At 36.2% G+C, this 25,802-nt stretch carries 21 protein-coding genes; 16 read left to right on the top strand and 5 right to left on the bottom strand.

The genetic code is table 11. From position 1 onward, the window contains the following. The first annotated feature begins 11 nt into the window (after nt 1-11). Entirely contained in the window at nt 12-4,364 is a 4,353-nt protein-coding gene (locus tag I586_RS02150) for a PolC-type DNA polymerase III (RefSeq protein WP_010764814.1), read from the top strand. Nucleotides 4,365-4,405: 41 nt separating this feature from the next. Here the strand turns inward: I586_RS02150 and I586_RS02145 are convergent, their stop codons facing one another. Beyond that, on the bottom strand, nt 4,406-5,401 hold the full coding sequence (locus tag I586_RS02145; RefSeq protein WP_010764815.1) for an NAD(P)-dependent oxidoreductase: 996 nt from the start codon (nt 5,399-5,401) through the stop codon (nt 4,406-4,408). Between the two features lie 278 nt (nt 5,402-5,679). Here I586_RS02145 and zapA point away from each other — a divergent pair, with 278 nt between their 5' ends. From zapA to I586_RS02100, 9 genes are all read left to right on the top strand, one after another. Continuing rightward, nucleotides 5,680-6,123: a cell division protein ZapA gene (gene zapA, locus I586_RS02140; RefSeq protein ID WP_010764816.1), complete on the top strand. Its 444-nt coding sequence runs from the start codon at nt 5,680-5,682 to the stop codon at nt 6,121-6,123. Nucleotides 6,124-6,140: 17 nt separating this feature from the next. After that, a complete protein-coding gene (locus I586_RS02135; RefSeq protein ID WP_010764817.1) occupies nt 6,141-6,689 on the top strand; it encodes a CvpA family protein in 549 nt (182 codons plus the stop codon). Nucleotides 6,690-6,743: 54 nt separating this feature from the next. Next, complete coding sequence (locus tag I586_RS02130; protein WP_010764818.1) at nt 6,744-9,110, top strand: endonuclease MutS2; 2,367 nt, start codon at nt 6,744-6,746, stop codon at nt 9,108-9,110. An 89-nt stretch (nt 9,111-9,199) separates the two neighbouring features. Further along, entirely contained in the window at nt 9,200-9,514 is a 315-nt protein-coding gene (gene trxA / locus I586_RS02125) for a thioredoxin (RefSeq protein WP_010764819.1), read from the top strand. Between the two features lie 99 nt (nt 9,515-9,613). Beyond that, nucleotides 9,614-11,416, top strand: a complete 1,803-nt coding sequence (gene uvrC, locus I586_RS02120; protein ID WP_010764820.1) for an excinuclease ABC subunit UvrC — start codon at nt 9,614-9,616, stop codon at nt 11,414-11,416. A gap of 177 nt (nt 11,417-11,593) precedes the next feature. Next, the gene (locus I586_RS02115; protein ID WP_010764821.1) at nt 11,594-11,917 is read left to right on the top strand and encodes a PadR family transcriptional regulator; all 324 of its coding nucleotides are present in this window, start codon (nt 11,594-11,596) and stop codon (nt 11,915-11,917) included. Beyond that, nucleotides 11,904-12,593 carry a DUF2812 domain-containing protein gene (locus I586_RS02110; protein ID WP_010764822.1) on the top strand — a complete coding sequence of 230 codons (690 nt, stop codon included), beginning with the start codon at nt 11,904-11,906 and terminating at the stop codon, nt 12,591-12,593. Before I586_RS02115 ends, I586_RS02110 begins: the two co-directional genes overlap by 14 nt. A 75-nt stretch (nt 12,594-12,668) precedes the next feature. Then, entirely contained in the window at nt 12,669-13,568 is a 900-nt protein-coding gene (locus I586_RS02105) for an ABC transporter ATP-binding protein (protein ID WP_010764823.1), read from the top strand. Further along, complete coding sequence (locus I586_RS02100; protein ID WP_010764824.1) at nt 13,561-14,826, top strand: ABC transporter permease; 1,266 nt, start codon at nt 13,561-13,563, stop codon at nt 14,824-14,826. The genes I586_RS02105 and I586_RS02100 overlap by 8 nt, the downstream gene beginning before the upstream one ends. A gap of 85 nt (nt 14,827-14,911) precedes the next feature. Here I586_RS02100 and I586_RS02095 read toward each other — a convergent pair whose 3' ends face one another. Beyond that, nucleotides 14,912-15,931 carry a LacI family DNA-binding transcriptional regulator gene (locus I586_RS02095; protein WP_010764825.1) on the bottom strand — a complete coding sequence of 340 codons (1,020 nt, stop codon included), beginning with the start codon at nt 15,929-15,931 and terminating at the stop codon, nt 14,912-14,914. Nucleotides 15,932-16,121: 190 nt separating this feature from the next. Here I586_RS02095 and I586_RS02090 point away from each other — a divergent pair, with 190 nt between their 5' ends. After that, nucleotides 16,122-17,516 carry a 6-phospho-beta-glucosidase gene (locus I586_RS02090; protein ID WP_010764826.1) on the top strand — a complete coding sequence of 465 codons (1,395 nt, stop codon included), beginning with the start codon at nt 16,122-16,124 and terminating at the stop codon, nt 17,514-17,516. A gap of 55 nt (nt 17,517-17,571) precedes the next feature. Here the strand turns inward: I586_RS02090 and I586_RS02085 are convergent, their stop codons facing one another. Together I586_RS02085 and I586_RS02080 are read right to left on the bottom strand one after the other, a co-directional pair. After that, nucleotides 17,572-18,012: a hypothetical protein gene (locus tag I586_RS02085; RefSeq protein ID WP_010764827.1), complete on the bottom strand. Its 441-nt coding sequence runs from the start codon at nt 18,010-18,012 to the stop codon at nt 17,572-17,574. A 162-nt stretch (nt 18,013-18,174) separates the two neighbouring features. Further along, nucleotides 18,175-19,464 carry a BaiN/RdsA family NAD(P)/FAD-dependent oxidoreductase gene (locus I586_RS02080; protein ID WP_010764828.1) on the bottom strand — a complete coding sequence of 430 codons (1,290 nt, stop codon included), beginning with the start codon at nt 19,462-19,464 and terminating at the stop codon, nt 18,175-18,177. Between the two features lie 138 nt (nt 19,465-19,602). On the opposite strand from I586_RS02080, the gene gdhA reads away from it, so the two are divergent. After that, nucleotides 19,603-20,949: an NADP-specific glutamate dehydrogenase gene (gene gdhA, locus I586_RS02075; RefSeq protein ID WP_010764829.1), complete on the top strand. Its 1,347-nt coding sequence runs from the start codon at nt 19,603-19,605 to the stop codon at nt 20,947-20,949. A gap of 237 nt (nt 20,950-21,186) precedes the next feature. After that, nucleotides 21,187-22,536, top strand: a complete 1,350-nt coding sequence (locus tag I586_RS02070; RefSeq protein WP_010764830.1) for a glucose-6-phosphate isomerase — start codon at nt 21,187-21,189, stop codon at nt 22,534-22,536. 73 nt (nt 22,537-22,609) lie between these two features. Here I586_RS02070 and I586_RS02065 read toward each other — a convergent pair whose 3' ends face one another. Further along, nucleotides 22,610-22,954 carry a hypothetical protein gene (locus I586_RS02065; protein ID WP_010764831.1) on the bottom strand — a complete coding sequence of 115 codons (345 nt, stop codon included), beginning with the start codon at nt 22,952-22,954 and terminating at the stop codon, nt 22,610-22,612. A gap of 145 nt (nt 22,955-23,099) precedes the next feature. On the opposite strand from I586_RS02065, the gene I586_RS02060 reads away from it, so the two are divergent. The 3 genes from I586_RS02060 (at nt 23,100) to I586_RS02050 (ending at nt 25,633) form a co-directional block, all read left to right on the top strand. Next, nucleotides 23,100-23,837, top strand: coding sequence for a cyclase family protein (locus I586_RS02060; RefSeq protein WP_010764832.1), 738 nt, complete (start codon nt 23,100-23,102; stop codon nt 23,835-23,837). Nucleotides 23,838-24,006: 169 nt separating this feature from the next. After that, nucleotides 24,007-24,525 (top strand): RNA polymerase sigma factor, encoded by a 519-nt coding sequence (locus I586_RS02055; RefSeq protein WP_010764833.1) that lies wholly within the window; start codon nt 24,007-24,009, stop codon nt 24,523-24,525. Next, nucleotides 24,518-25,633: a hypothetical protein gene (locus I586_RS02050; protein ID WP_010764834.1), complete on the top strand. Its 1,116-nt coding sequence runs from the start codon at nt 24,518-24,520 to the stop codon at nt 25,631-25,633. Before I586_RS02055 ends, I586_RS02050 begins: the two co-directional genes overlap by 8 nt. Nucleotides 25,634-25,802: the final 169 nt, after the last annotated feature.

Below are 25,802 nucleotides of genomic sequence, written 5' to 3'. Positions count from 1 at the left end.
AGGTTCATTTAGTGGCAGAAAAGGCACAAGAATTATTTGCAAAGTTGATTGATCAAATTCAATTAAATGAACAAGAACGGCAGCATCCGCTTATCCAACAAGGAAGAATTGACAAAGTAGTCGTTCATCAACAAAGCCGCTTATGGGAATTCCATTTAGGATTCGCTGAAATTTTACCTGTGATGTTATACCAATCTTTTATGCAACAATTGGAACTTGCCTTTCAACAAATAGCAAGTGTATCTGTAAAAATTTCAGCAGACAAAAGTGAATTTACGGAGGAACAATTGACGGATTACTGGCAATTAGCTTTATTGAATAGTCAGTGTGATACGCCTTTAGTTCAACGTGTTATCAAAACACAAACGCCTATTATCGAGGATAAAAAAATTATTTTACCAGTCGATAATGAAGCGGTGATCCCGTATTTAAAACAACAATATTTACCAATCATCGAAGAGTTGTATATTAATTACGGTTTTCAAAAATTTCATATCGACCCTAAAATGGACGAACAACAAGCTAAACGTGTTTTGGCATTGTTTGAAGAACGTAAACAAGAACAAGATGCGGCGTTTCAACAACAAGCGGCAGAATCACTTGTCAAACATGAACAAAAGAAAAAACAGCAACAACAACAAGGTCCTGCACTTGAAGGTCCTATTAGATTGGGGCGTAATATTCCAAATGACGAACCAATCATGCCTATGGGCAATATCTTAGAAGAAGAGCGACGCGTAACAATCGAAGGATTCGTTTTTGATGTGGAAGTGCGTGAATTACGTTCTAAGCGAAAAATTTTGATTTTAAAGATTACAGATTATACGTCATCGTTTATTGTTAAGAAATTTTCAAATGGTGAAAAAGATGAGCAAATCTTTGATGCCATTCAAAAAAACAGTTGGGTACGTGTTCGTGGAAGTATACAAGAAGATACGTTTATGCGTGATTTAGTAATGAATTGTCAAGATTTGATGGAAGTCAAACACGCACCACGTAAAGACTATGCTCCAGATGGGGACAAACGTGTCGAGCTGCACCTGCACAGTAATATGAGTACAATGGATGCGACAAACAATGTTGCAGATTATGTGGCTCAAGCAGGTAAATGGGGACACAAAGCAATTGCAATTACCGATCATGGTGGTGCCCAAGGGTTTCCTGATGCGCATAGTGCTGGGAAAAAAGCGGGAGTCAAAATATTATATGGTGTGGAAGCCAACGTTGTAGATGATGGTGTACCAATTGCCTATAATGAAGCGCATATTGAGCTGACAGATGCAACGTACGTCGTATTTGACGTGGAAACGACGGGACTTTCAGCAGTGTATGACACAATCATTGAGCTTGCGGCGGTCAAAATGCATAAGGGAAATATCATCGATACATTCGAGCAATTTATTGATCCAGGTCATCCATTATCTCAAACAACCATTAATTTAACAGGGATCACAGATGAAATGGTACGCGGCTCAAAATCAGAGGAAGAAGTACTTCGTCTATTTAGAGAATTTTCACAAGATACGATTCTAGTTGCCCACAATGCATCATTTGATATGGGGTTCTTAAATACAAGTTATGGGAAATATGCTATTCCAGAAGCCGAAAATCCAGTTATTGATACATTAGAATTATCTCGATTTTTACATCCGACATTTAAAAGTCATCGTCTGAATACATTATCCAAGAAATTTGGCGTAAATTTAGAACAACATCACCGAGCGATCTATGATTCCGAGTCAACTGGCCATTTGTGTTGGATCTTTTTGAAAGATGCGAAAGAAAATCATGGGATGAATTACCATGATGAATTGAATATGCATATTGGAGAAGGGGATTCTTACAAACGAGCGAGACCGTTTCATGCTACAATTTTAGCAACGACACAAGCTGGTTTGAAAAATCTTTTTAAATTGATTTCAATGTCTAATATTAATTACTTTTTCAGAATCCCACGAATTCCGCGTTCTCAATTGAATAAGTTACGAGAAGGCTTGATTATTGGATCAGCATGTTCTAATGGTGAAATTTTTGAAGCCATGATGCAAAAAGGTGTGGAAGAAGCTAAAAATCGCGCGAAATTTTATGATTATATCGAAGTTATGCCAAAAGCTGTTTATGCTCCTTTATTGGAACAGGAATTGGTAAAAAGTGAAGCAGATTTGGAAGAAATCATTACGAATCTAGTGAAAATCGGAGATGAATTGGAAAAACCAGTTGTTGCGACAGGGAATGCTCATTATCTTAACGAAGAAGATAGTATTTACCGTAAGATATTAGTTGGTTCTATGGGTGGAGCGAACCCATTGAATCGTCATAGTTTACCTGCAGTACATTTTAGAACAACAGATGAAATGTTGACTGCTTTCCAATTTTTAGGGGAAGAAACAGCGCATCGGATTGTTGTAGAAAACCCTAATGCAATCGCCGATATGTGTGACGAAATCACCCCTGTTAAAGATGATTTGTACACGCCAAAAATTCCTGGTTCTGAAGATGAAATCAGAAATTTAAGTTACACTCGTGCAAAAGAACTTTACGGAGATCCGTTACCTGATATTGTTGAAAAACGTTTGAAAAAAGAATTGGATAGTATTATTGGCAATGGGTTCTCAGTTATTTATTTGATCTCGCAAAAATTAGTGCATAAGAGTATGGAAGATGGTTATTTGGTTGGTTCTCGTGGGTCCGTTGGTTCAAGTTTTGTTGCGACGATGACGGGGATTACAGAGGTCAATCCTTTAGCGCCTCATTATCATTGTGTCAATTGTAAACATTCAGAGTTTTTTGAAGATGGTTCATATGGTTCAGGCTTTGATATGCCAGAGAAAAATTGTCCAAATTGTGGACAGCGATTATTTAAAGACGGGCACGATATTCCGTTTGAAACTTTCCTAGGTTTCCATGGAGATAAAGTACCCGATATCGATTTGAACTTTTCAGGGGACTATCAAGCGGAAGCACATAACTATACAAAAGTGTTGTTTGGTGAGGAATATGTCTATCGAGCTGGAACAATTGGTACTGTGGCGGATAAAACAGCATATGGATTCGTAAAAGGCTATGAACGTGACCACAATCTTCACTTTAGAGGAGCTGAAGTGGATCGTTTAGCCAAAGGATCTACTGGTGTGAAACGAACAACTGGACAGCATCCAGGAGGGATTATTGTTATCCCAGATTACATGGATGTGTATGACTTTACTCCAATCCAATATCCAGCAGATGATCAAAACTCTGAATGGAAAACAACGCACTTTGATTTCCATTCAATCCATGATAATATTTTGAAACTAGATATTCTAGGGCATGATGATCCTACCGTTATTCGAATGTTGCAAGATCTATCCGGGATTGATCCTAAAACGATTCCAACGGATGATCCTGAAATGATGCGCATTTTTGCTGGACCAGAAGTCTTAGGCGTAACAGCAGAACAAATTTATTCTAAAACAGGTACTTTGGGAATACCTGAGTTTGGGACTCGATTCGTACGGGGGATGTTAGAAGAGACGCATCCATCAACTTTTGCGGAGTTACTCCAAATATCAGGGTTGTCACATGGAACGGACGTTTGGCTGGGGAATGCTGAAGAACTGATCCGTCGAGGTGAAGCGAATCTAGCTGAAGTGATCGGTTGTCGTGATGATATCATGGTTTATTTGATTCATGCTGGTTTAGATAGTGGGATGGCCTTTAAGATTATGGAAACCGTGCGTAAAGGTCTATGGAATAAAATTCCAGATGAATTAAGGGAAGAATATTTAACGGCAATGAAAGAGAATAATGTCCCAGATTGGTATATTGATTCTTGTTCAAAAATCAAATACATGTTTCCTAAAGCCCATGCAGCAGCTTATGTTTTAATGGCTTTGCGTGTTGCTTACTTTAAAGTTTATTTCCCTATTCTGTATTACTGTGCTTATTTCTCTGTACGAGCTGATGATTTTGATTTAGTTGCAATGTCGCAAGGAAAAGAAGCAGTAAAGGCTAGAATGAAGGAGATTCAAGATAAAGGCTTGGAAGCTTCAACAAAAGAAAAAAATCTATTGACTGTTTTGGAGCTAGCAAACGAGATGATCGAACGAGGCTTTAAATTTGGCATGATCGATTTATACAAATCAGATGCTGAGAATTTTGTAATAGAGGGTGATACGTTGATTGCACCGTTTAGAGCTGTTCCCAGCTTAGGACTTAACGTAGCTAAATCAATTGTCGAAGCAAGAGAAGAACCCTTCTTGTCAAAAGAAGATCTTGCGAGCCGAGGTAAAGTATCGAAAACATTGATTGAGTACATGACGGAAAATGGCGTCTTAAAAGATTTACCAGATGAAAATCAATTATCATTATTTGATATGTTATAAAAAAATAGAGCGTGCAGTTAAAAACTGTACACTCTATTTTTTTATAATTGAATCAAAGAATCGGCTGTACCTTCAGTATATAGTGCATATAAACTGTTTAATGAGTTTTCCATTAATATTTTGGAAGCTTGTAAAGTATAAAAAGCGATGTGTGGACTAACAATCACATTATCCAACGTCAATAATTTCTCGATATAGGGATTTTGTTCTACTTGCTGGGATTTTGTTTTATTCACATAGAACATTTCATCTTCTAGTGTATCTAGGCCAGCTCCTGCGATTTGTCCATTTTGCAAGGCATGAATCAATGCTTGTGTATCAACTAGTGGGCCACGAGCTGTATTGATCAAAAGTGAATCAGAATTCATCAAACCTAAGATCTTCTGATCAATCAAATGATGGTTCTCTGGTAAATAGGGTGTATGAAGTGTTAGAATATCTGCTTTTGCAGCAACGTCTTCTAAAGAATCACGATAAGTAAGAATATGTTCTATATCATTTTTAGGGTATTTATCATATCCGATAATCGTTGCGCCAAGCGCTTTAAATAACTGAGCTGTGACCAATCCAATATGTCCAGTACCTACAACGCCAACAGTCAACTCGTGAATCTCTCTTCCAATCAAACCATCTAAGATGAAATTTTGTTGTTGTTCTCTTTGTAATAATCTTGGCATTTGACGTAGTAACATCATAGTCAATGTCAAGACGTGTTCAGCAATAGCACGAGGGCTATACACCGGGACATTACACGCATTGATTTGATACTTTTTTAGATATTCTTTATTCAATCCATCAATACCAGCTGAACGAGTGCCAAGCAAAAATGTTTTATTTTCAGCCATAGTTTGATATATTTTTTCATCATAAACAGGAGCCATTTGTTGAAAGGAAATACCATCCGCTCCTTTTGCCAGCGAGATTGTTTGCGCATTTAATTCTTGAGCGGTGAAGTCAATTTGAACTCCGGTTTGTTTGGCCCATTGTTCAGCAACAGGTTGTTCTTTTTTTCCAATGCCAAAAATGAAAATTTTCATAAATGTATCGTCCTTTCCTGAAAAAGTGAGTTGTTTGTTGTTCTGATATGAAATAGAGACACTAACACCTTTTCTTACATAATTGTATGAGAATAAAGTCAAAAATTCTAGTGAGAAGTGTTTTTAAGAAAAAAAGCTAATGAAAGTTGTAATAATAACACTAAACCTTTAATTTTTCTGTTTAGTAGCATATAATAGGAAAGGGTTATGTGAAAACACACAAAATGATTTTCATGATACAATAGCATGTAACGGATCACACAGGAGGGAACACGACCATGGTTAAAGAAAAAACAAGATATAAAGCTGTGATTGCCGATCATACATATACGATCATCGGACAAGAAAGCAAACAACATATGGATTTAGTGACGAAATTAGTCAATGAACAATTAGCTGAAATCAAACATATTTCACCGCAAACAAATGATGAGCAAGCATCAGTTTTGTTAGCAATCAATGCGATTTCAGATCAAGTGAAAAAACAAGAGAAAGTTCTCAATTTGGAACAAGAAGTGGCTGAATTGAAAAAACGTACAATTCGATTAGCAGAGCTTGAAAATCGAATCAAACGTATTGAAGCAATAGAAGAAGAAGCTCGTGGCGTACTGAAGAAAAATGGACAAGAAGATGTAGAAATCCATAATCATATGGAAGCACAGCAAATTTTAAATGAAAACCGTAAACAACAAATTCAAAGTAAGAGCACTCAAGACCAATAATCTGAGAGGATGACAGGATGTTAACATTACTCATTTTACTACTATTAGCCATTGGCTTTTATACAGGCGCTAGACGCGGACTGATTTTGCAAGTTCTATATACAGTTGGTTACCTTTGTTCTTATTTTGTAGCTAAAACGTATTATAAGAGTTTGGCCTCTCATCTAGAGTTGTTCATCCCGTATCCATCACCAACAGCTGAAACGAAATTGGTTTTTTTCAATCAAGATCTGACTCTTGATTTAGACCAAGCTTTTTATGGTTCTGTGGCATTTTTACTCATTATAGTCGCTGGCTGGTTTGTGGTTCGCTTTTTGGCTATTTTTGCCCATGGATTGGTTTTTGTTCCAGTTCTCAAGCAAGCGAATTGGTTAGCGGGTGGGATAATAAGTTTAGTTGTGATTTATGTTGGCCTATTTTTAATATTAAGCATGTTATCGATGTTGCCTGTAGACGCTCTTCAAAATCAGCTTAAAAATAGTGGCTTAGCTAGTTACATCATTAAAGATACACCAATATTTTCTAAACAAATCTATCATTTGTGGATTGAACAAATGATTAAGTAATCATAGTAAATACTATTATTTGCAACAAGTCTTACAAGAACAGAAGGTGAAAAAATGAATACACGAATTTTAACAACATTGGGGTTTGATAAGGTCAAGCAGTTCCTATCTCAATATGTTGTGACAGCTCAGGGCATAGAAGAAATCGAACATTTAGCACCAGTAAATGATGCAACAATTATACAAGATTGGCTAGAAGAAACAGAAGACGGATTGAAAATTCAACGCTTACGGGGTGGCATCCCTATTCCAAAATTAGAGAACATTCGTCCGCATATGAAGCGTATTGAAATTGGTGCTGATTTGAATGGCGTAGAATTAGCTCACGTTGGTCGTGTACTAACAACGACCTCTGAAGTTATCCGTTTTTTTAATGATTTACAAGATAGTGAAATCGAATTATTAAGGCTTTATTCTTGGATCGACCAATTGATTGTTTTACCTGAATTGAGCCGTAGATTAAAAGAGTCGATTGATGAGGATGGGCGAGTAACAGATGAAGCTTCGCCTGAATTAAAAATCATTCGAACGAATATTCGCAGAAGTGAACAAACGATTCGAGAACAGTTAGATGGTATCGTAAGAGGAAAAAATGCTAAATATCTGAGCGATGCTATTGTAACAATGAGAAATGAACGCTATGTTATCCCTGTCAAACAAGAATATAAAAGTGTTTTTGGCGGAGTAATACATGATCAAAGCGCTTCAGGTCAAACACTATTTGTTGAACCGAAACAAATTGTTGATTTAAACAATCGCTTACGTCAACATCAAATTGCAGAACGCAATGAAATCGAACGCATTTTATCTGTGTTATCTGCTGAATTGGTTCCACATCGAAATGATATTATGCATAATGCTTATGTTATCGGTAAGTTGGACTTTATAAATGCAAAAGCTCGTTTTGGTAAGGAACTGAATGCTGTCGTTCCAGAAATAAGCAAAGAAAATCATATTTATTTTAAACAAGCTAGGCATCCATTGTTAGATCAAGCCAAAGCTGTACCAAACGATATTACACTTGGTAAGGATTATCAGGCAGTGGTAATCACTGGACCTAATACAGGTGGTAAAACCATCACATTGAAGACTTTAGGATTGCTTCAATTGATGGGACAATCTGGTTTGCCAATTTCAGCAGGCGAAGAAAGTCGAATGGGTATTTTTGACGAAATCTTTGCAGATATTGGTGATGAACAATCCATCGAACAAAGTTTAAGTACATTCTCTTCTCACATGACCAACATTGTCGATGTATTGAAAAAAGTTGACGAGCATAGTTTAGTCTTATTTGATGAACTGGGTGCAGGTACTGACCCTCAAGAAGGTGCAGCATTGGCTATTTCAATTTTGGATGCATTAGGTAGTAAAAGTGCCTACGTAATGGCAACGACCCATTATCCTGAATTAAAAGTGTATGGCTATAATCGTGCGGGGACTATCAATGCCAGTATGGAGTTTGATGTAGATACATTGAGTCCAACGTATCGTTTGTTGATTGGTGTTCCAGGACGAAGTAATGCATTTGAAATTTCAAAACGTTTAGGGCTAGATACAACGATCATTAATGAAGCGAAACATATTATGGATGGTGAAAGCCAGGATTTAAATGAAATGATCGCTGATTTAGAGAATCGTCGTAAAATGGCAGAAACAGAATATTTAGAAGTACGCCATTATGTCGAGGAAGCAGAGCGACTTCACAAAGAATTGAAAGAAGCCTATGGTTACTTTTTTGATGAACGCGAAAAAGAAATGGTGAAGGCTCGAAAAAAAGCGAACGAATTGGTTTCACAGGCTGAAGATGAAGCAAGTGATATTATTTCAGATATCCGTAAAATGCAGCTAACGGGTGGAAATCAAGGTGGTGTGAAAGAACATCAATTAATCGATGCTAAGTCAAAACTTTCTCAACTCCATCAAGAAGAAACGCATCTAGAAAAAAATAAAGTACTAAAAAAAGCCAAAGAACAGAAGAAACTAAAATCTGGTGATGAAGTGATCGTCAACACCTTTGGACAAAGAGGAACGTTGATTCGGAAATCTAGTGAGAATGAATGGCAAGTTCAATTAGGGATTTTAAAAATGTCTGTAGACGAAAGCGACATGACGCCAGTTGCTCCTGAGAAAGAACCGAAACAAAGAGTAACAGCTGTTCGCTCGAGTGAAAGTAGCCATGTAGCAAATCAATTGGATTTACGCGGGAAGCGTTATGAAGAAGCCCTAGCTGAAGTGGATCAATACTTGGATGCAGCTATATTGGCAGGGTATCCTCAGGTAACAATTGTTCATGGAAAAGGAACGGGTGCTCTGAGAACAGGAATCACGGATTATTTGAAAAACCATCGCAGTGTAAGCAGTTTTGAATTTGCGCCGGGAAATCAAGGTGGAAATGGTGCAACAATCGTGAAGTTCAAGTAGCTTGCTTACCTTTAGTAAGCAGAAAGCTGGCTGAATGAGGCGACGAGTGCTATAATTATTTTAGATGTAAAAAGTAGGAGGTCTTCAATATGACACAAGTAATTACGGATAAAGATTTTTCAACTGAAACAGATAGCGGTCTTGTATTGATCGATTTTTGGGCAACTTGGTGTGGTCCTTGTCGCATGCAATCACCGATTTTAGAACAATTAAGTGAAGAATATGATGAGAGTGAAGTGAAAATTACGAAGATGGATGTGGATGAAAATCCTGAGACACCAGCTTCATTTGGAATCATGAGTATTCCCACATTACTTTTGAAAAAAGACGGAGAAGTTGTAGAAAAAGCAGTAGGTGTTCATTCTAAAGAACAATTACGCGCATTGATCGGCAAACATCTGTAGAATTCACTTAGGATGGAGAGTTTCTTCATCCTTTTTTTTATGTCTAACTTTCTAGAAAATGGTATAATACAAGTTATCAAGAAAAAGAAGGGAAGTACTATGAACGAAAGAATCAAAAATAAATTAGCCTTGCTTCCTGACCAACCAGGTTGTTACTTGATGAAAGATAAAAATGGAACAATCATATATGTTGGGAAAGCAAAAATACTAAAAAACCGAGTACGCTCTTATTTTACTGGTAGCCATGATACGAAAACGGAACGACTAGTCAGTGAAATAGAAGATTTTGAATATATTGTGACAGAATCAAATATTGAAGCATTACTGTTGGAAATCAATCTGATCCATAAAAATGACCCTAAATACAATATCATGTTGAAAGATGATAAAAGCTATCCTTTTATCAAAATAACAAATGAAGAGTATCCTCGATTATTGATCACGAGAAAAGTTTCCAAAGACAAAGCGTTGTATTTTGGTCCTTATCCAGATGTTGGTGCAGCAAATGAAACGAAACGGTTGTTGGACCGACTTTTTCCTTTAAGAAAATGTCGGGTCTTACCCAAAGAGGTTTGCCTCTATTATCATATGGGACAATGTTTAGCGCCCTGTGTTTTTGATATTCCCAAATCAACGTATACGGAGATGGTAGCGGAAATCAAAAGCTTTTTGAACGGTGGACACCCAGTGATTCAAGAAGAAATCCAAAGAAAAATGAATGAAGCTGCTGAAAATATGGAGTTTGAAAAAGCAGCAGAATACCGCGATCAAATCAAAGCGATTGAAACAGTGATGACACGACAAAAAATGACGAATGCAGACTTAGTTGACCGTGACGTCTTTGGGTATTCGGTTGATAAAGGCTGGATGTGCGTGCAAGTATTTTTTGTTCGACAAGGAAAGCTGATTGAGCGAGATGTTTCTATTTTTCCATTTTATAATGAAGAAGAAGAAGATTTCTTAACCTTTATTGGACAGTTTTACCAAGAAAATGAACATTTTATTCCAAGAGAAGTGCTGATCCCTGATAATATCGATATTGCTAGTGTAGAAGCGATGCTCTCTACGAAAGTTTTACAACCTCAACGAGGAGAGAAAAAGAAACTAGTAAAATTGGCCGGTAAAAATGCTACGGTTGCATTACAAGAAAAATTCGACTTGATTGTGAGAAAACAAGAAAGAACAATTGGCGCTGTCGAAAAGTTAGGGAACGCGATGAATATTCCGACCCCAATCAGAATCGAAGCGTTTGACAACTCGAATATCATGGGAACAGACCCTGTTTCAGCAATGGTAGTGTTTATCGATGGTCGTCCGGACAAAAAAGAATATCGAAAATACAAAATCAAAACTGTAAAAGGACCAGATGATTATGCGTCGATGCGAGAAGTCATCTATCGTCGCTATTCTCGAGTTCTCAAAGATAATTTACCATTTCCTGATTTGATTGTAATCGATGGTGGGAAAGGACAGGTTGATGCTGCTAAAGAGGTACTAGATAATCAACTTGGCTTAGACATTCCCATTGCGGGATTAGCAAAAAATGATAAACATAAAACAAGTGAATTGCTTTTTGGTCCTAATTTGGACATCGTTGATCTCGAAAGGAATTCTCAAGAATTTTTCTTATTACAACGAATCCAAGATGAAGTCCATCGATTTGCCATCACTTTCCATCGTCAATTACGAAGTAAAAATAGTTTTGCTTCCCGATTAGATGGAATAGAAGGATTAGGACCCAAACGAAAGAAAGAGCTATTAAAACAGTTTAAATCATTGAAAAATATTACGGCAGCGTCTATAGAGGAGTTAATTACCTCTGGTTTGCCAAAAAATGTTGCGAAGAATGTGTTTGATCATTTGCATCAGGATCAAACCGAGCTGGACGAAAACACTAAATAAGTCATTCATTAAACTAAAGTTACTTGGGTAGCTTTAGTTTTTTTGTTTATTCTATCTCAATCTTTGTTGTCAAGAAAAATGCTCTAAAATTTTAAGAAATGATTGACAGAAGTTCGCACGCACGATACTATATCATTAGGTGATATATCACTATACGATATAAAGGGGCAAGATTCCATGGAAGATACATTGACGGACTCCAGCTATTTGATCCTACTAGCCTTACTAAAACCACAACATGGGTATGCTATCATGAAGGAAGTGAATAGTTTAACATATGGGCAAGTCAATATTGGTCCAGCAAGTATGTATACGATCTTAAAAAAGTTAGAGAAGAACCAATTGATTACACTCGAAGAAAGTAATGAACGGAAAAAAATCTATTTAATTTCAGATAAGGGGCTGGAGCTCTTAAAAACCGATACCAAGCGCCGCAAACTTCTTTATCAAGCTGGAAGCCGCCTGTTAGCTGAAAAAGGAGAAATGAATGAAGATGTTTAGGGGAAAGAAATACATTTATTCTAGAGGAATTGCATTTTATCCAGAGAAAGAGATGCAGCTCTTAAAAAAACTAGCGAATAAAGGCTGGCACTTTAAGAGAATGAATCAAGTAGGGTTTCTTGTATTTGAAAAAGGAATGCCGGAAGACAAAGAATTTTCAGTAGATTTTTTTGATGGTTCATCAAATGAATTGTCTGAATATTTGGTTATTTATAAGCAAGCAGGTTGGGAAAATGTAGCGAATTATAAGAAAAAATATTTTTATTTTAAGGCTGATCGCGGCACGCCGACAATTTATTCAGATCCAGAAAGTTACTGGATTCGCATGAAAAAAGAATGGATTTGGCTATTAATACGGTCCTTTATCTATTTACCACTGGGAATCGGTTTGCTCACATTTATTGCGTTAACTAAAGATACATCGAACACTATTCTAGCAACATCAGGAATACGAATAATTTTGATAATCAGTGCCATGGTATTTACAGCACTACCAATAGGGGTAGCAATATGTGTTATATTCTCACTCGTGATGTATAATGATCGCACCAACTATTATAATCGACCTGAGTACTTTGCAAAAAGGCAGAGGATCGTAAGAGATAGTATTCTCTTAGCTGTAATTGGCTTTATAATAGGCTTGCTGTTCAGTATCATACTAAAAGATTCTTTATAAAAAAGAATTGATTCATAAAAATAATGACTGTTTTTGTTGATAAAAAGTTTGAATTTGACTATAGGAGGATGGAAAATGTTAGAAGTAAAAGATTTGGTTAAAACATTTGGGGATTATACTGCAGTAAATAATATGTCTTTTGAAATTCCAGATGGAAAAATACTAGGATTGATCGGTCAAAATGGTGCAGGAAAAACGACCACATTCCGATTGATTTTAGATTTTTTAACACAAGATAGTGGGGTTGTTCTTTGGAATGGACATCAATTAAGCGGTAAAGACTATAATGATATCGGTTACCTACCAGAAGAAAGAGGCTTATATCCCAAAGTGTCGATTCAAGAACAACTAATTTATTTTGCGCAACTAAGAGGGAAATCAAAAAAAGAAATTGAACCTAAAATAGACGAGTGGATGGAAAAATTCAAGGTCAAAGGCAAGAAAACGGATAAGGTCAAATCACTCTCTAAAGGAAATCAACAAAAAGTCCAATTAATTGCCACCTTGATTCACGAACCTAAATTAGTCATTTTAGATGAACCTTTTAGTGGCTTGGATCCAGTCAATGCCGAACTATTAAAAGATGGAATATTGGCATTGAAAGAAAAGGGCTCTTGCGTGATTTTTTCTAGCCATAATATGGATAATGTTGAGAAAATCTGTGACCACCTTGTAATGTTAAGAAGTGGGGAAATGGTGTTGAATGGTAAAGTCCATGAAATTCGTGAAAGTTTTGGACGGACAAAAGTTTTTTTAGAATCTCCTTTGAATCCAGAAGATGTGTTAGCGATCGACGGCGTCAAATCCGCTGAGAAACGTGGAGATGGTGTGGTGGAAATAACACTAACTGATCCAAAAGCAGGTCAAGAGATTTTTGCACGAGCTACTCAATTTGGCTATATCCCAATGTTTAACCAACAACCACCAACGTTAGAAGAAATATTTAAGATGAAAGCAGGTGAACCAAATGAGTAAATTTTGGATCATAGCAAGTGATGTTTACAAAAAAAATGTTAAATCGGTATCTTTTATTATTATGATTTTGGTTCCATTTATTGTTATGGGTATTATTTTTGCAGCTGGTTCACTAGCTGGTGGTTTTTCAGAGGAAACGAAAGTTGGGTTGGTTTCAGATAATCAAGAACTGGCAACACAATTGGCTAAATCAAAAACAGACGATTATACCTTTAAAGTTGTGACATCGCAAAAAGAAGCAGAAAAACAATTAAAAGATAAAGATATTGATGCTTTTTTAGTTTTAAATACAAATGATGAGCAAATTCAAGGAAAATTGTATGCAGAATCCTCTTTAGGAACGACGACTGAAATGATGATGGGACAAATGCTGAATGGTGTACAATCATCATTAAATGCGAGTAAATTGAATTTGACAGCTGAGCAGTTGGCAAGCTTGAGCCAACCAGCAAATTTTGAAAAGACCAAAGTTAGCTTTGATGATAACGGAACAATGACAACTGGGGAAGATAATACAGGTATTCAATCTGCTATGTCTTTTGTAATAACAATCATTCTTTGGGTGATTATTATTACGTATGCCTCTATTATCGCTCAAGAAATTGCTTCTGAAAAAGGGACTCGAATCATGGAAGTCATTTTATCAAGTACGAAAGCCCAAACACATTTTTATGGTAAATTAACTGGTGTAATCTTAGTAGCCCTAACACAAATTGTGATTTATGCTGCATCGATTGGAATCGGCTACTCACAATTGAAAAACCTAGATATGGTGAAAAGTTTGCTAGATGGACTTTCCTCAACGAACATATTTGGAAGTTTCCTCTATTTCACTTTAGTATTCTTTGTATTAGGTGTCTTGGTTTATTCAGTGTTAGCAGCATTATGCGGTTCGTTAGTATCAAAACCAGAAGATACAGCAAAAGCCGTTCAACCAATCATCTACATTGCTATGATAGGTTATTTTATTGGGATTTCTTTAGGTACAACAGATCCACAAAATATCGTAATCAAAGTATCTTCTTATATTCCGTTAATTTCATCCTTCATAATGCCGATCCGTTTAGCTAGCGAAACAGTAAGTAACACAGGTGCTATGATTTCTGTTTTGATTCTTGTCGTTTTTGGTGTATTGTTGACAATGTTTTCAGCGAAGCTCTACAAATCGAACGTACTTGTGTATAGTGAGGGTGGCGTTTTAAAATCCTTAAAACAATCGATTTCTATTTTAAGAAACGAACGTAAAAAAGTAAATTAATAATAAAGAGGTTGGACAGAAGCTTATTCCAAAAGGGATTGCTCGTGTCCAACCTCTATAAAATTTAAATAATAAAAACGTACTTTTAATTATTTTCGGAGCTTGATGCATTTTTATCAAGTTCTTTTTTTCGTAATGGAACCGTTTTTCTTTCAATTAGCTGGACACTCATCTCTTGCTCAGCAATGGTTTCTCTATTTAATTGGTTATGAATATAAATAAAGGAGTTTTGAGCTTGACGTTTGATTGAGTAATCAACGGTTGTAATATGCATTAATCGACTGATTTCGCTATTATCAAATCCAATCACAGCAACATCCTCAGGAACTGAATACCCTAGATTTTGGAGTTCGGAGATAAAACCTGCAGCGACTGAATCTGTGTAAAAAGCCATAGCATCCGACTTATTTGCCATCTTGTGCCATGTATGTGCAATGTTACGTCCGTTATCAAGCCGTGCTCTGTCATGGAAAAGCCATTCTTCTTTGATTGGAATATTTTTATCTTGTTGGAAATCATCAATGGCTTTTATCCGTGCCTTCGTATTTAAGTTTTCTGAATTTCCTAAAACATGTCCAATTGAGCGATAGCCTCTATCATAAAGATAGTTCAATGATCGTAGATAACCTGAATAATGGTCGACATAGGAAGAGTAAATTCTTTCAGAATCAATCCTATGCCAAGTAGCGATTGGACCATAGAGGCTATAAGGTTCGATAATCTCCCACTTGTTTGCACGCGTTAAAATAAATACACCATCTAATTGTTTGTACTTCATTTGATTTAAGGCATCGATTTCCTTTTTCTTATCACCATCAGTAAAATACAATGTGACATAATAATTGTAACGTTTCGCAATGGATATGAAGCTTTCAAGAAAAATACCTAAAGGATCGATAAATCCTTGGGCAAGAAAGCCAATTGTTTTCGTTTCACCACTTTGAAGATTTCGAGCAATCAAGTTTGGAGAATAGGATAACGCTTCCATTGCTTCCAAGACTTTTTTGCGACTTTCTTGACTTACATAACCATTCCCAGAAATAACTCTAGAAACAGTGGATTTTGATACTTGAGCTTGTTTAGCTACATCAATAATTGTGGTCATTACAACACCCCGTTATATGAAATGAATTTAGTTTCTATAAATAACCTATAAGGACTGGATTCTACTTACTTTTAAAGTATACCATATTTTAATTTAAAAAGAGCTTGACATGGGAACATTCCCACATATTATGATAGAAATGTAAACGATGTCAGAACATATTCTGAACAAAAAATCAGGAGGGAAACATATGACAAGAAATGCATTGAAGATCGCAACAATCGGTGGAGGATCAAGCTACACGCCAGAACTGATCGAGGGTTACATTAAAAGAAAAGATGAATTACCAATTAAAGAAATTTGGTTAGTCGATATTGAAGCGGGGAAAGAAAAACTGGAGACAGTTGGTGCCATGGCGAAACGTATGGTGAAAGCAGCTGGTTTAGATTGGGAAGTCCATTTGACTTTGGATCGTCGGGCAGCGTTGAAAGATGCTGACTTTGTCTCAACGCAGTTCCGTGTAGGGTTACTTGACGCTCGAATCAAAGATGAACGTATTCCGTTATCTCATGGTGTATTAGGTCAAGAAACGAATGGAGCTGGCGGTATGTTTAAAGCCTTCCGCACGATTCCAGTGATCCTAGGAATTATTGAAGATATGAAAGAATTATGTCCAGATGCTTGGTTGGTCAATTTTACCAATCCTGCTGGTATGGTTACAGAAGCTGCAATCAAACATGGTGGTTGGAAAAAAACTGCTGGTTTGTGTAATGTGCCAATTGGACACAGAAAACAAGCCGCTGAAAAATTAGGTATTCCAGAAGAAGATTTATTCTTTAAATTTGCAGGAATCAATCATTTCCATTGGCATCGTGTTTGGGACAAGCAAGGAAATGAACGCACACAAAAATTGATCGATTTAATATATGGACCACAGGAAGATTCTGAAAGTCACTTAAAAAATATTCATAATGCACCATTTCACTATGAACAAATCAAAGACTTAGGTATGTTACCTTGTGGGTATCATCGCTATTACTACATTGAAGACGAAATGTTAAAACATTCGATTGAAGAATTTGAAAAAGGGGAAACAAGAGCACAAGTCGTAAAGGAAACTGAAGCTCGTTTGTTTGAATTATATAAAGATCCTAATTTAGATTACAAACCAAAAGAATTAGAACAACGCGGCGGTACGCATTATAGTGATGCAGCGTGTGAATTGATTGCATCTATCCATAACGATAAGCGTACAGATATGGTTGTTTCAACTGAAAATAATGGCACGATTACAGATTTGCCTTATGATTGTGTGGTTGAAGTCTCTGGACCAGTAACGGCTCATGGACATGAACCTTATAATTGGGGCGCATTCCCAGCAGCTGCGCGCGGTATTATCCAAGTGATGAAAGGGATGGAAGAAACAGTTATTCGCGCTGCAATTGATGGAGATTATGGTGCTGCACTACATGCATTTACGATCAACCCATTAGTTCCAGGAGGTGCCATGGCGAAAACCTTATTAGATGAATTATTGGTTGCACACAAAGAACATTTACCAAATTTCGCTGAAGCAATTGTTAAAATCGAAAAAGAACAACCAGATACAGTTGCCTATGTAACCGAATTAATGAAGAGTAATTAAAAAATAAAAAGATTGAATGCCTCTTTAACAGAGACATTCAATCTTTTTATTTGGGTTACATTATTATTTTCGGTGCGACAACGTCTTTGAAAAATGACTTTATTGGATGGTGTGTTTCAACACTAAATTGATAAGAACGATAACGAAAGAGTTGATTGAGCAAGACAAAAGCTGTAATCTCAGTAAATAGAAAAAGTGATAAAGATTCAATTGAAAGACTAATTAAAGAAATAGCTAAAAATAAGATAATAAATAGAGAAAATAATTGCTGAATATGGTTTGTATTGGTAATAGTTATTTCATCGGTTTCAGGTGTAATCTTTATTTTTTGTGAGAATCGTAAACTACCTTCTCTAAATTCAAGTGTATCACCAACATTAACATCAAGTTCAGTTGAAATATTATTAAATAGTTTTCCTTGGTAGGTTCCATTTCTATAGACAGAAAAGTGACGAACACAGCCCCATGTGGTTTGTCGTTTTAAGTTGATTTTCATCGTAACCACCTCCTAAAACCATTTTCACATGAATAGCAATAAAATGAATCGAACAAAAGACTGATTTATTTTTATTTTTTTATCCTGCTAAAGTCGTAGGAACCATTATATAAGCGCAAAAAAACTCTGGATTTCCAGAGTTTTAAAGGAGGATAGATTAGTCTATTCTTCATCTAATGGAGGTAAATAAGTATATTCAGCAATGTTAGACGCATGAGTTCCTGCAACGTGTCCAGTGACAAAAGCAGCTGTAACATTATAACCACCAGTGTACCCATTGACGTCCAGTAATTCACCTGCGAAAAATAAACCATTAACTAATTTGCTCTCCATTGTTTTCGGTTGGATTTCTTTTAGTGAAATACCGCCTCCAGTCACAAAAGACTTTTCGATGGGCAGCGTTTTTTCAGCATGAATCTTAAAAGACTTTAAGGAATCAACCAGTTCATCTAACTGCTGTTCCGAGACTTGTTTGGCTTGGTGGTCAGAAAGCGCAGCATTGTTTAAAACAAAATCAAGTAGACGTTCAGGAACTAAATTTTTCAACGCATTTTTTAAAGACTTATCTGGTTGGTCTGATATTTTTTGTTTAATTTCATTTTTTAGTTCCGCACTTGTTTTTTGTGGGAAAATATCTAGTTGTAATGTAACAGACTTTTGGTTATTTTTCGTTAATTCTTGGTTTACAAAACTAGAACAACGTAAAGCAGCTGGACCAGAAATACCAAAGTGGGTAAATAAGAGATCCATTTGGTGCTCAACAACAACTTTTCCTTTGCTGTTTAGAACAGAAAGAGAAACGTCTTGTAGAGAAAGACCTTGCAACGTTTTATCTTTGATAAAGCCATCATCAGAGAGAATCGGGGACTCGGTAGCATATAACGGGCTAATCGTATGACCAAGCCTTTTTGCAAGTTTATATCCATCTCCCGTTGACCCAGTAGAAGGATACGTTCGACCGCCCGTTGTCAAAACAACACAAGGGGCATAGATTTTTTTGTGCTCTAGTGCGACTCCGATAACCTGATCATCCTTACGCAAAATTTTCTCGACTTTAGCTTCTGTATAAATTGTTACGTCGAGTTTCTCTAATTGATTAAAAAGTGTTTCAACGATTGTTTTGGATCGATCCGTTACTGGAAACATTCGACCATGATCTTCTTCCTTTAAGTGTGTACCGTTAGACTCAAAGAATTCCATAATATCGTAATTGTTAAATTGTGAAAACGCACTGTACAAAAATTTCCCATTACCAGGAATGTGGGCAATGATTTCGTCTGCTGGGCGATTATTTGTAACATTACAGCGCCCGCCACCTGTTAGTAAAAGCTTTTTCCCGACGCGTTTGTTTTTTTCTATTAGTAAAGTGTTGCTGCCTGACTTAGCCGCTGCGATCGCGGCCATCATTCCGCTAGTACCAGCTCCAACGACAATAACATCAAATAATTTCATAAGTTCTCCTCCAGTTCAATGGTAGTTTAACACAATTTTCAAAATTTTTTCTGATTTTTTTGCAATTTACAGTAAAAAGTTGTGGAAATTTTCTGAATTTAGGTTAAAATAGGATTATAACAATGAGAGGGTGATTAGATGGAAGCAAAACAGTACGTGGAAGAGATTCAAAAAAAGATTCATGAAAATGATCGAGGGCAAGTAGAATACTTGCAAGCTGTCGATGAATTTTTACCAACGGTTGAAGTATTTTTGAAAGAAAATCCTGCATTCATTGAAGCCAATATTTTAGGAGTCCTGATTGAACCAGAAAGAATCTTACAATTTAGAGTACCTTGGCAAGATGACAAAGGCAACTGGCAAGTCAATCGTGGTTATCGAGTACAATATAACTCTGCAATCGGGCCGTATAAAGGTGGCTTACGGTTTCACCCTAGCGTGAATCTAAGTGTTATGAAGTTCTTGGCATTTGAACAAATCTTTAAAAACAGTTTGACAGGCCTACCGATTGGTGGTGGCAAAGGTGGAAGTGATTTTGATCCAAAAGGAAAATCAGATGCTGAAGTCATGCGTTTTTGTCAGAGCTTTATGACTGAATTACAAAAACATATTGGGCCAAGTACGGATGTACCAGCCGGGGATATTGGAGTTGGCGCCAGAGAGATTGGTTACTTATTCGGGATGTATAAACGTTTGAGAAATTATGACGCAGGTGTTCTTACAGGTAAACCATTAGGGTATTGGGGAAGTCAGGCAAGGACAGAAGCGACAGGCTATGGCTGTGTTTACTTTGTTAAACATCTATTGAAAGATTCAAACGACTCATTTGAAGGCAAAAAAGTTGTTGTATCAGGTAGTGGGAACGTGTCGATCTACGCAATGGAGAAGGCAAAAGAATTAGGCGCAACAGTTCTGACTTGCTCTGATTCAAGTGGCTTTGTTTATGATCCAAATGGAATCGATGTTGAGTTGGTCAAAGAGCTTAAAGAAAAAAATCGTGAACGTATTTCTAAATATGTTGAGACACATTCAGATGCGAAATATTACGATGGTCAATCAGTGTGGGACTTTGAAGTAGCTTATGATATTGCCCTACCATGTGCGACTCAAAATGAAATCAACGAAAAACAAGCGGAGCTTTTAGTAAAAAACGGTGTCAAAGTCGTAGCTGAGGGTGCAAATATGCCATGTACGTTAGATGCAGTTGCAATACTTGAAAAGGCAGGTGTCTTGTATTGTCCAGGTAAAGCTGCTAATGCTGGTGGGGTAGCTGTTTCAGCATTAGAGATGAGTCAAAACTCAGAACGCTTGTCTTGGTCATTCGAAAAAGTGGATGGGATGTTAGATGACATCATGAGAAATATTTATGAAACATGTCGTGATACTGCTAAAAAATATGATGCAGAAAATAATTTTGTGTTAGGTGCCAACATTGCAGGATTTGAAAAGGTTGCTAAAGCAATGTTTAGCCAAGGTTTAGTTTAATTCAATCGTTTGTTTTACTAAAAATATTTTTTTAGAAAAAAATGAAGAATAATCGTGAAATAGAGGTCACGATCATTCTTCATTTTTATTGAAAACTTTCTAATTTTGTGTTATAAAATGGCCATTTTAAATGAATTAAAATAAAATTGGTACAGACGGTCATAATTTGCTTGAAAAAAGCATGAAAAGAACGTAAAGTAGATACTGTATTAAGTTTAATTTCAAGGAGGAGACGGAATGTCACACATTCAATTTGATTATTCCAATTTGACACCATTTGTTGCTGATCATGAATTGGAGTACATGCAGACTCAAGTGACTGCAGTAGACAAAGCATTAAGAGAAGGAACAGGAGCTGGAAGTGATTTTACTGGTTGGATCGATCTACCAGAAAATTATGATAAAGATGAATTTGCTCGTATTAAAAAGGCGGCTGAAAAAATCCAATCTGATTCAGAAGTTTTAGTTGTAATTGGTATTGGTGGTTCGTACTTAGGCGCAAGAGCAGCAATTGAATTTTTACATCATTCATTTAATAACCTATTACCAGCAGATGAAAGAAAAACACCGCAAGTTTTCTTTGCAGGAAATAGTATCAGCTCAACATACTTAGCTGATTTGATCAATGTTATTGGTGACCGTGACTTCTCAGTAAATGTGATTTCAAAATCAGGTACAACGACTGAGCCTGCTATCGCATTTAGAGTATTTAAAGAATTATTGATCAAAAAATATGGTAAAGAAGAAGCAAACAAACGTATCTATGCCACAACTGACCGTGCTAAAGGCGCTGTTAAAGTTGAAGCGGATGCGCAAGGTTGGGAAACATTCGTGATTCCTGATGATGTTGGTGGACGTTTCACTGTATTGACGCCAGTTGGTTTGTTACCAATTGCTGTTAGTGGTGGCGACATTGATGCCTTAATGACAGGGGCTAATGATGCACGTAAAGAATATGCTTCAACAACTGATTTAAGTAAAAATCAAGCATATCAATATGCTGCGTTGAGAAATATCTTATACCGTAAAGGAAAAACAACTGAAATGTTGATTAACTACGAACCAGGGATGCATTATTTCTCTGAGTGGTGGAAACAATTATTCGGTGAATCAGAAGGTAAGGATCAAAAAGGAATCTTCCCAGCAGCAGCAGATTTCTCGACTGATTTACATTCTATGGGACAATACGTTCAAGATGGAATGCGTAACTTATTTGAAACAGTCGTAAAAGTTGATACGCCAAGACATGTTGTGTCGATTCCAGAATTAACAGAAGACTTAGATGGCTTAGGTTATTTACAAGGAAAAGAAATCGATTTTGTAAATACAAAAGCATTTGAAGGAACATTACTTGCTCACACAGATGGTGGCGTACCAAATATGATCGTAAAAATCCCTGCAATGGATGCTTATTCATTGGGATATGTAATGTATTTCTTTGAAATCGCTGTTGGAATTTCTGGTTATTTAAATGGTGTGAACCCATTTGACCAAGAAGGTGTAGAAGCATACAAAAAGAATATGTTTGCATTACTTGGCAAACCAGGTTTTGAAGACTTAGCAAAAGAATTGAATGCACGTCTGTAATACCGATAAAAGGTAAAAAAGAGGGTGGGATATAACATATAATGTTATATCCCACCCTCTTTTTGATTGGTTACTATTTAAAGTCATTGTCTTTAGGGTAAGGAAGAATCCTTAATGGATCATCCTCCTCAATAGTATGTTCAGAATGAGGTTCTTGGTAAGAATGATTTTCTTTTTCCCACTCAGATCTAAATTCGTCTTGGTTCGGTGAAATCTCTGGTTCAAAATATTGATTAGTTGATTGAGAAGTATCATTTTGTGCTAAACGTTCCTTAGCTGCTTCTTCAGCTTGATGTGCCTTTAAGTGACGTGATTTAGATTTGTTATTGCCACCTGTAAATGTTAGGTAGATGATCAATGCGATCATAATGATTGTTGCTATAATTAAACCAATAAACATGCCATATGAAATAAACATGATGGTAGACCTCCTTTGTCCATTCTGTTTCTCTTCAGTTTATCAAATGTTTCGTGTACAGTCATCTATTTTTCTTGTATATTAGTAATTAAGTTAGATTATTATCAAAATCTAGCTAACGAATGGATAAATTTGGAGGAAAAGTATGAATACATTGGACGCAATGAATTATTTAAAAGAAAGAAAATGGATTGATCTTAGTCATGAGATTCATGAGGAGATTCCGCGTTTTAACGCATTTAACGCATCACGGGAAAAAACATTATTTCAGATCAAAGAAGATGGTTTCTTTGCTAAAGAATATACACTCCCTACACAATATAGCACCCACATTGATGCACCAATCCATTTCGCTCAGGGAAAACGCTATTTACATCAGTTAGAGTTAAAAGAGCTTGTCTTGCCATTATATGTTATTCATAAGGAAGAAGACGTTGAGCTAAATAACGACTATTGTATTACAAAAAAAGATATCCTAGTATTTGAACAGGAATTTGGTCCATTACCAGAAGACTCCTTTGTGGCATTTTCAAGTGGTTGGTCTAGTCGTTGGGAGTCGTTGGAGGATTATTATAATCAAGACGAAAAAGGGCTTGCACATACACCAGGTTGGAGTCTAGAGGCATTAAAATATCTTAGCGAAGTACGTAATGTTACTGCAATTGGACATGAGACATTAGATACTGATAGTGCTGCTGATGTTAGAAAAAATAAGGGATTATTGGGAGAGTATTATTGGCTCAAACAAAACAAATATCAAGTCGAAGTAATGTGTAATTTAGCCCAACTTCCACCAGTAGGAAGCATTATTATAACAAGTTTTCCAAACATATTAAATGCTCCAGGATTTCCTGTGCGCACATTTGCAATAGTACCAGATTAAGCAGAGTGTTGTTTTAATTAACCTATTACCAAAGAATAATCGAGAGGATTGTTCTTTGGTCTGTTTTTTTTTAGATAAATACATAAAATAAATTAAATTTGTTTGAAACCTTTTAAGCAAAATAACCGTCTAATAAGTATCCGGAAAAGATAAGGAGTTAAAGGGATATATGGAAAAAGATTTGCAAATCAAGTTGGTAAAACGAGCCAAAATAGGGGATGCAAAGGCCTTTATAACACTTTGTGAGATGTACCAGGAGGTTTTATACAATTCAGCATACAAACTACTTTTAAATGATGCGGATGTAGCTGATTGTCTGCAGGAAACCGAAATTCGTGCATGGCAAAAAATAACTAAAATCAAAAATGAAGGAGCATTTAATACTTGGATTTTTAGAATTATGATCAATAGTGCAAAAGATATTTTAAAAAAACGGGTGGAAGTAATTGAATTTGAAGAAAGACATGGAAAAACAACGGAAGATAGTTATGCAACGGGTCAGTTAGATCAAGAATTAAATCGATTATCAGAAATATATAGAATTCCACTAGTTTTATACTATTATGCAGGATTTAGTATCAAAGAAATCTCTGAACAGCTAAAGATGTCGACAAATACAGTTAAAACTAGACTGGCAAGAGGTAGATTACAATTAAAAGCGATATTGGAGGAACAACATAATGGATAAAAAAATGATCGATATTATCAAAAATGAAAAAGAAATCCCAGATGAAGTGATGGAGAAAATAACCCGTAATCGTGAAGATATATTAAATAGAAAAATAAAGCAGGAGCAAAGAATCTTTAAACAAAATCGTAAGAAAAAAATTGCACTTACAGTGCTCGTCGCAGCGATTGCGGGACTCATTTTAGTTACCAAAACCCCAATTGGATCAGCGATTGAAAATGTGTTTGGGATAAGCCGTGATTCAGGTGTTCAAACTGTTGAAAGTCAGGGGATTCAGACTAAACTTGATTTAACTAGTATTCAAAATGGACGAGAAATCAAACTAACCAAATTTGTTTCAACCAAAAAAAAGTTTGCATTTGATTATCAATTTAAATTGGACGATGAAAAATTGAAAGAGTTGTTGAAGAAACAAAGTTCTCCTGATAGACAATTCAAAAAGTTGGCAACAAACTATCAAGACATTGAAATAGGTCTTTTTGCAGATGGCGACAAAGAGGATATACGTGGTGGCGGGGTCTATGAGTCTAGTTTTCGCGTAGATGGAGATACATTTTATGGTTCTGTTGTGGCAACACTTAATCGTGATGATATTCCAGAGGATGCTAACCTTACCCTGCATATCTATAAACTCAATTGGCAAGATGCGGATGAACTTGACCAAGCATTTATCGAAGCTTCTTTAACAGATAGTAGTTTTTCTGTGAGCAATGCTCTGGAATACACTGGTGATTGGACGTTTAAAATTGATTATAAACCATTAACTCAAACTGCTGATACAGAGGTTACTAACATCAACAATTTAGAAAATATTCGAATAAGCAATGATGCGTTACAAACAACAGCTAAGTTTACTTTTTCTAATCCAGAAATATTTAGTTTTGAAGATGGTGTTGGTAAGACGCCAGGGATCGATATTTATAAAGACGGTGTTAAGATTGATATTTCAAGCTTTGATTTTGATCTTGAAACTGGAGAATTTACTGTTTCATTTGATCTAAGTGCTGTAGACAAAACGTCAACTTATAAAATTCAGCTGAGTGATGTGGATGACTTTGACGGACATACGTTATCGGAACTTGGCTCTTTTGAACTGAAAAATAAATAACTGCAAGAAAAAGAGTGGGACAGTAGTGATTGTCCTCGAAATAATTACGTTGGCTCTTACATTTATGCGGACTCCTTGAGGTTGGAATGTAACGAAAGTTATGTGCCACCCTCTTTTATTAATGAATAGCTAAACGTGTAAGTTATTAAGCGCTGACTTAAAACTTTTC

Origin of the sequence: Enterococcus moraviensis ATCC BAA-383 (assembly GCF_000407445.1) — a bacterium.
GTDB classification, from domain to species: Bacteria; Bacillota; Bacilli; order Lactobacillales; family Enterococcaceae; genus Enterococcus_L; species Enterococcus_L moraviensis.
The sequence above is the reverse complement of the archived record's forward strand: the minus strand, read 5'-3'. Positions and strand labels throughout refer to the sequence as shown.

What these genes read in the sequence shown, in the direction of transcription:
- I586_RS02065 (WP_010764831.1), bottom strand. Translation starts at nt 22,954, where the DNA reads ATGTTTATTTCATATGGCATGTTTATTGGTTTAATTATAGCAACAATC.
- I586_RS02110 (WP_010764822.1), top strand. Translation starts at nt 11,904, where the DNA reads ATGAAGATGTTTAGGGGAAAGAAATACATTTATTCTAGAGGAATTGCA.
- I586_RS02055 (WP_010764833.1), top strand. Translation starts at nt 24,007, where the DNA reads ATGGAAAAAGATTTGCAAATCAAGTTGGTAAAACGAGCCAAAATAGGG.
- I586_RS02085 (WP_010764827.1), bottom strand. Translation starts at nt 18,012, where the DNA reads ATGAAAATCAACTTAAAACGACAAACCACATGGGGCTGTGTTCGTCAC.
- I586_RS02145 (WP_010764815.1), bottom strand. Translation starts at nt 5,401, where the DNA reads ATGAAAATTTTCATTTTTGGCATTGGAAAAAAAGAACAACCTGTTGCT.
- uvrC (WP_010764820.1), top strand. Translation starts at nt 9,614, where the DNA reads ATGAACGAAAGAATCAAAAATAAATTAGCCTTGCTTCCTGACCAACCA.
- I586_RS02130 (WP_010764818.1), top strand. Translation starts at nt 6,744, where the DNA reads ATGAATACACGAATTTTAACAACATTGGGGTTTGATAAGGTCAAGCAG.
- I586_RS02070 (WP_010764830.1), top strand. Translation starts at nt 21,187, where the DNA reads ATGTCACACATTCAATTTGATTATTCCAATTTGACACCATTTGTTGCT.
- zapA (WP_010764816.1), top strand. Translation starts at nt 5,680, where the DNA reads ATGGTTAAAGAAAAAACAAGATATAAAGCTGTGATTGCCGATCATACA.
- I586_RS02105 (WP_010764823.1), top strand. Translation starts at nt 12,669, where the DNA reads ATGTTAGAAGTAAAAGATTTGGTTAAAACATTTGGGGATTATACTGCA.
- I586_RS02135 (WP_010764817.1), top strand. Translation starts at nt 6,141, where the DNA reads ATGTTAACATTACTCATTTTACTACTATTAGCCATTGGCTTTTATACA.
- I586_RS02100 (WP_010764824.1), top strand. Translation starts at nt 13,561, where the DNA reads ATGAGTAAATTTTGGATCATAGCAAGTGATGTTTACAAAAAAAATGTT.
- trxA (WP_010764819.1), top strand. Translation starts at nt 9,200, where the DNA reads ATGACACAAGTAATTACGGATAAAGATTTTTCAACTGAAACAGATAGC.
- I586_RS02090 (WP_010764826.1), top strand. Translation starts at nt 16,122, where the DNA reads ATGACAAGAAATGCATTGAAGATCGCAACAATCGGTGGAGGATCAAGC.
- I586_RS02060 (WP_010764832.1), top strand. Translation starts at nt 23,100, where the DNA reads ATGAATACATTGGACGCAATGAATTATTTAAAAGAAAGAAAATGGATT.
- I586_RS02115 (WP_010764821.1), top strand. Translation starts at nt 11,594, where the DNA reads ATGGAAGATACATTGACGGACTCCAGCTATTTGATCCTACTAGCCTTA.
- I586_RS02095 (WP_010764825.1), bottom strand. Translation starts at nt 15,931, where the DNA reads ATGACCACAATTATTGATGTAGCTAAACAAGCTCAAGTATCAAAATCC.
- I586_RS02080 (WP_010764828.1), bottom strand. Translation starts at nt 19,464, where the DNA reads ATGAAATTATTTGATGTTATTGTCGTTGGAGCTGGTACTAGCGGAATG.
- gdhA (WP_010764829.1), top strand. Translation starts at nt 19,603, where the DNA reads ATGGAAGCAAAACAGTACGTGGAAGAGATTCAAAAAAAGATTCATGAA.
- I586_RS02050 (WP_010764834.1), top strand. Translation starts at nt 24,518, where the DNA reads ATGGATAAAAAAATGATCGATATTATCAAAAATGAAAAAGAAATCCCA.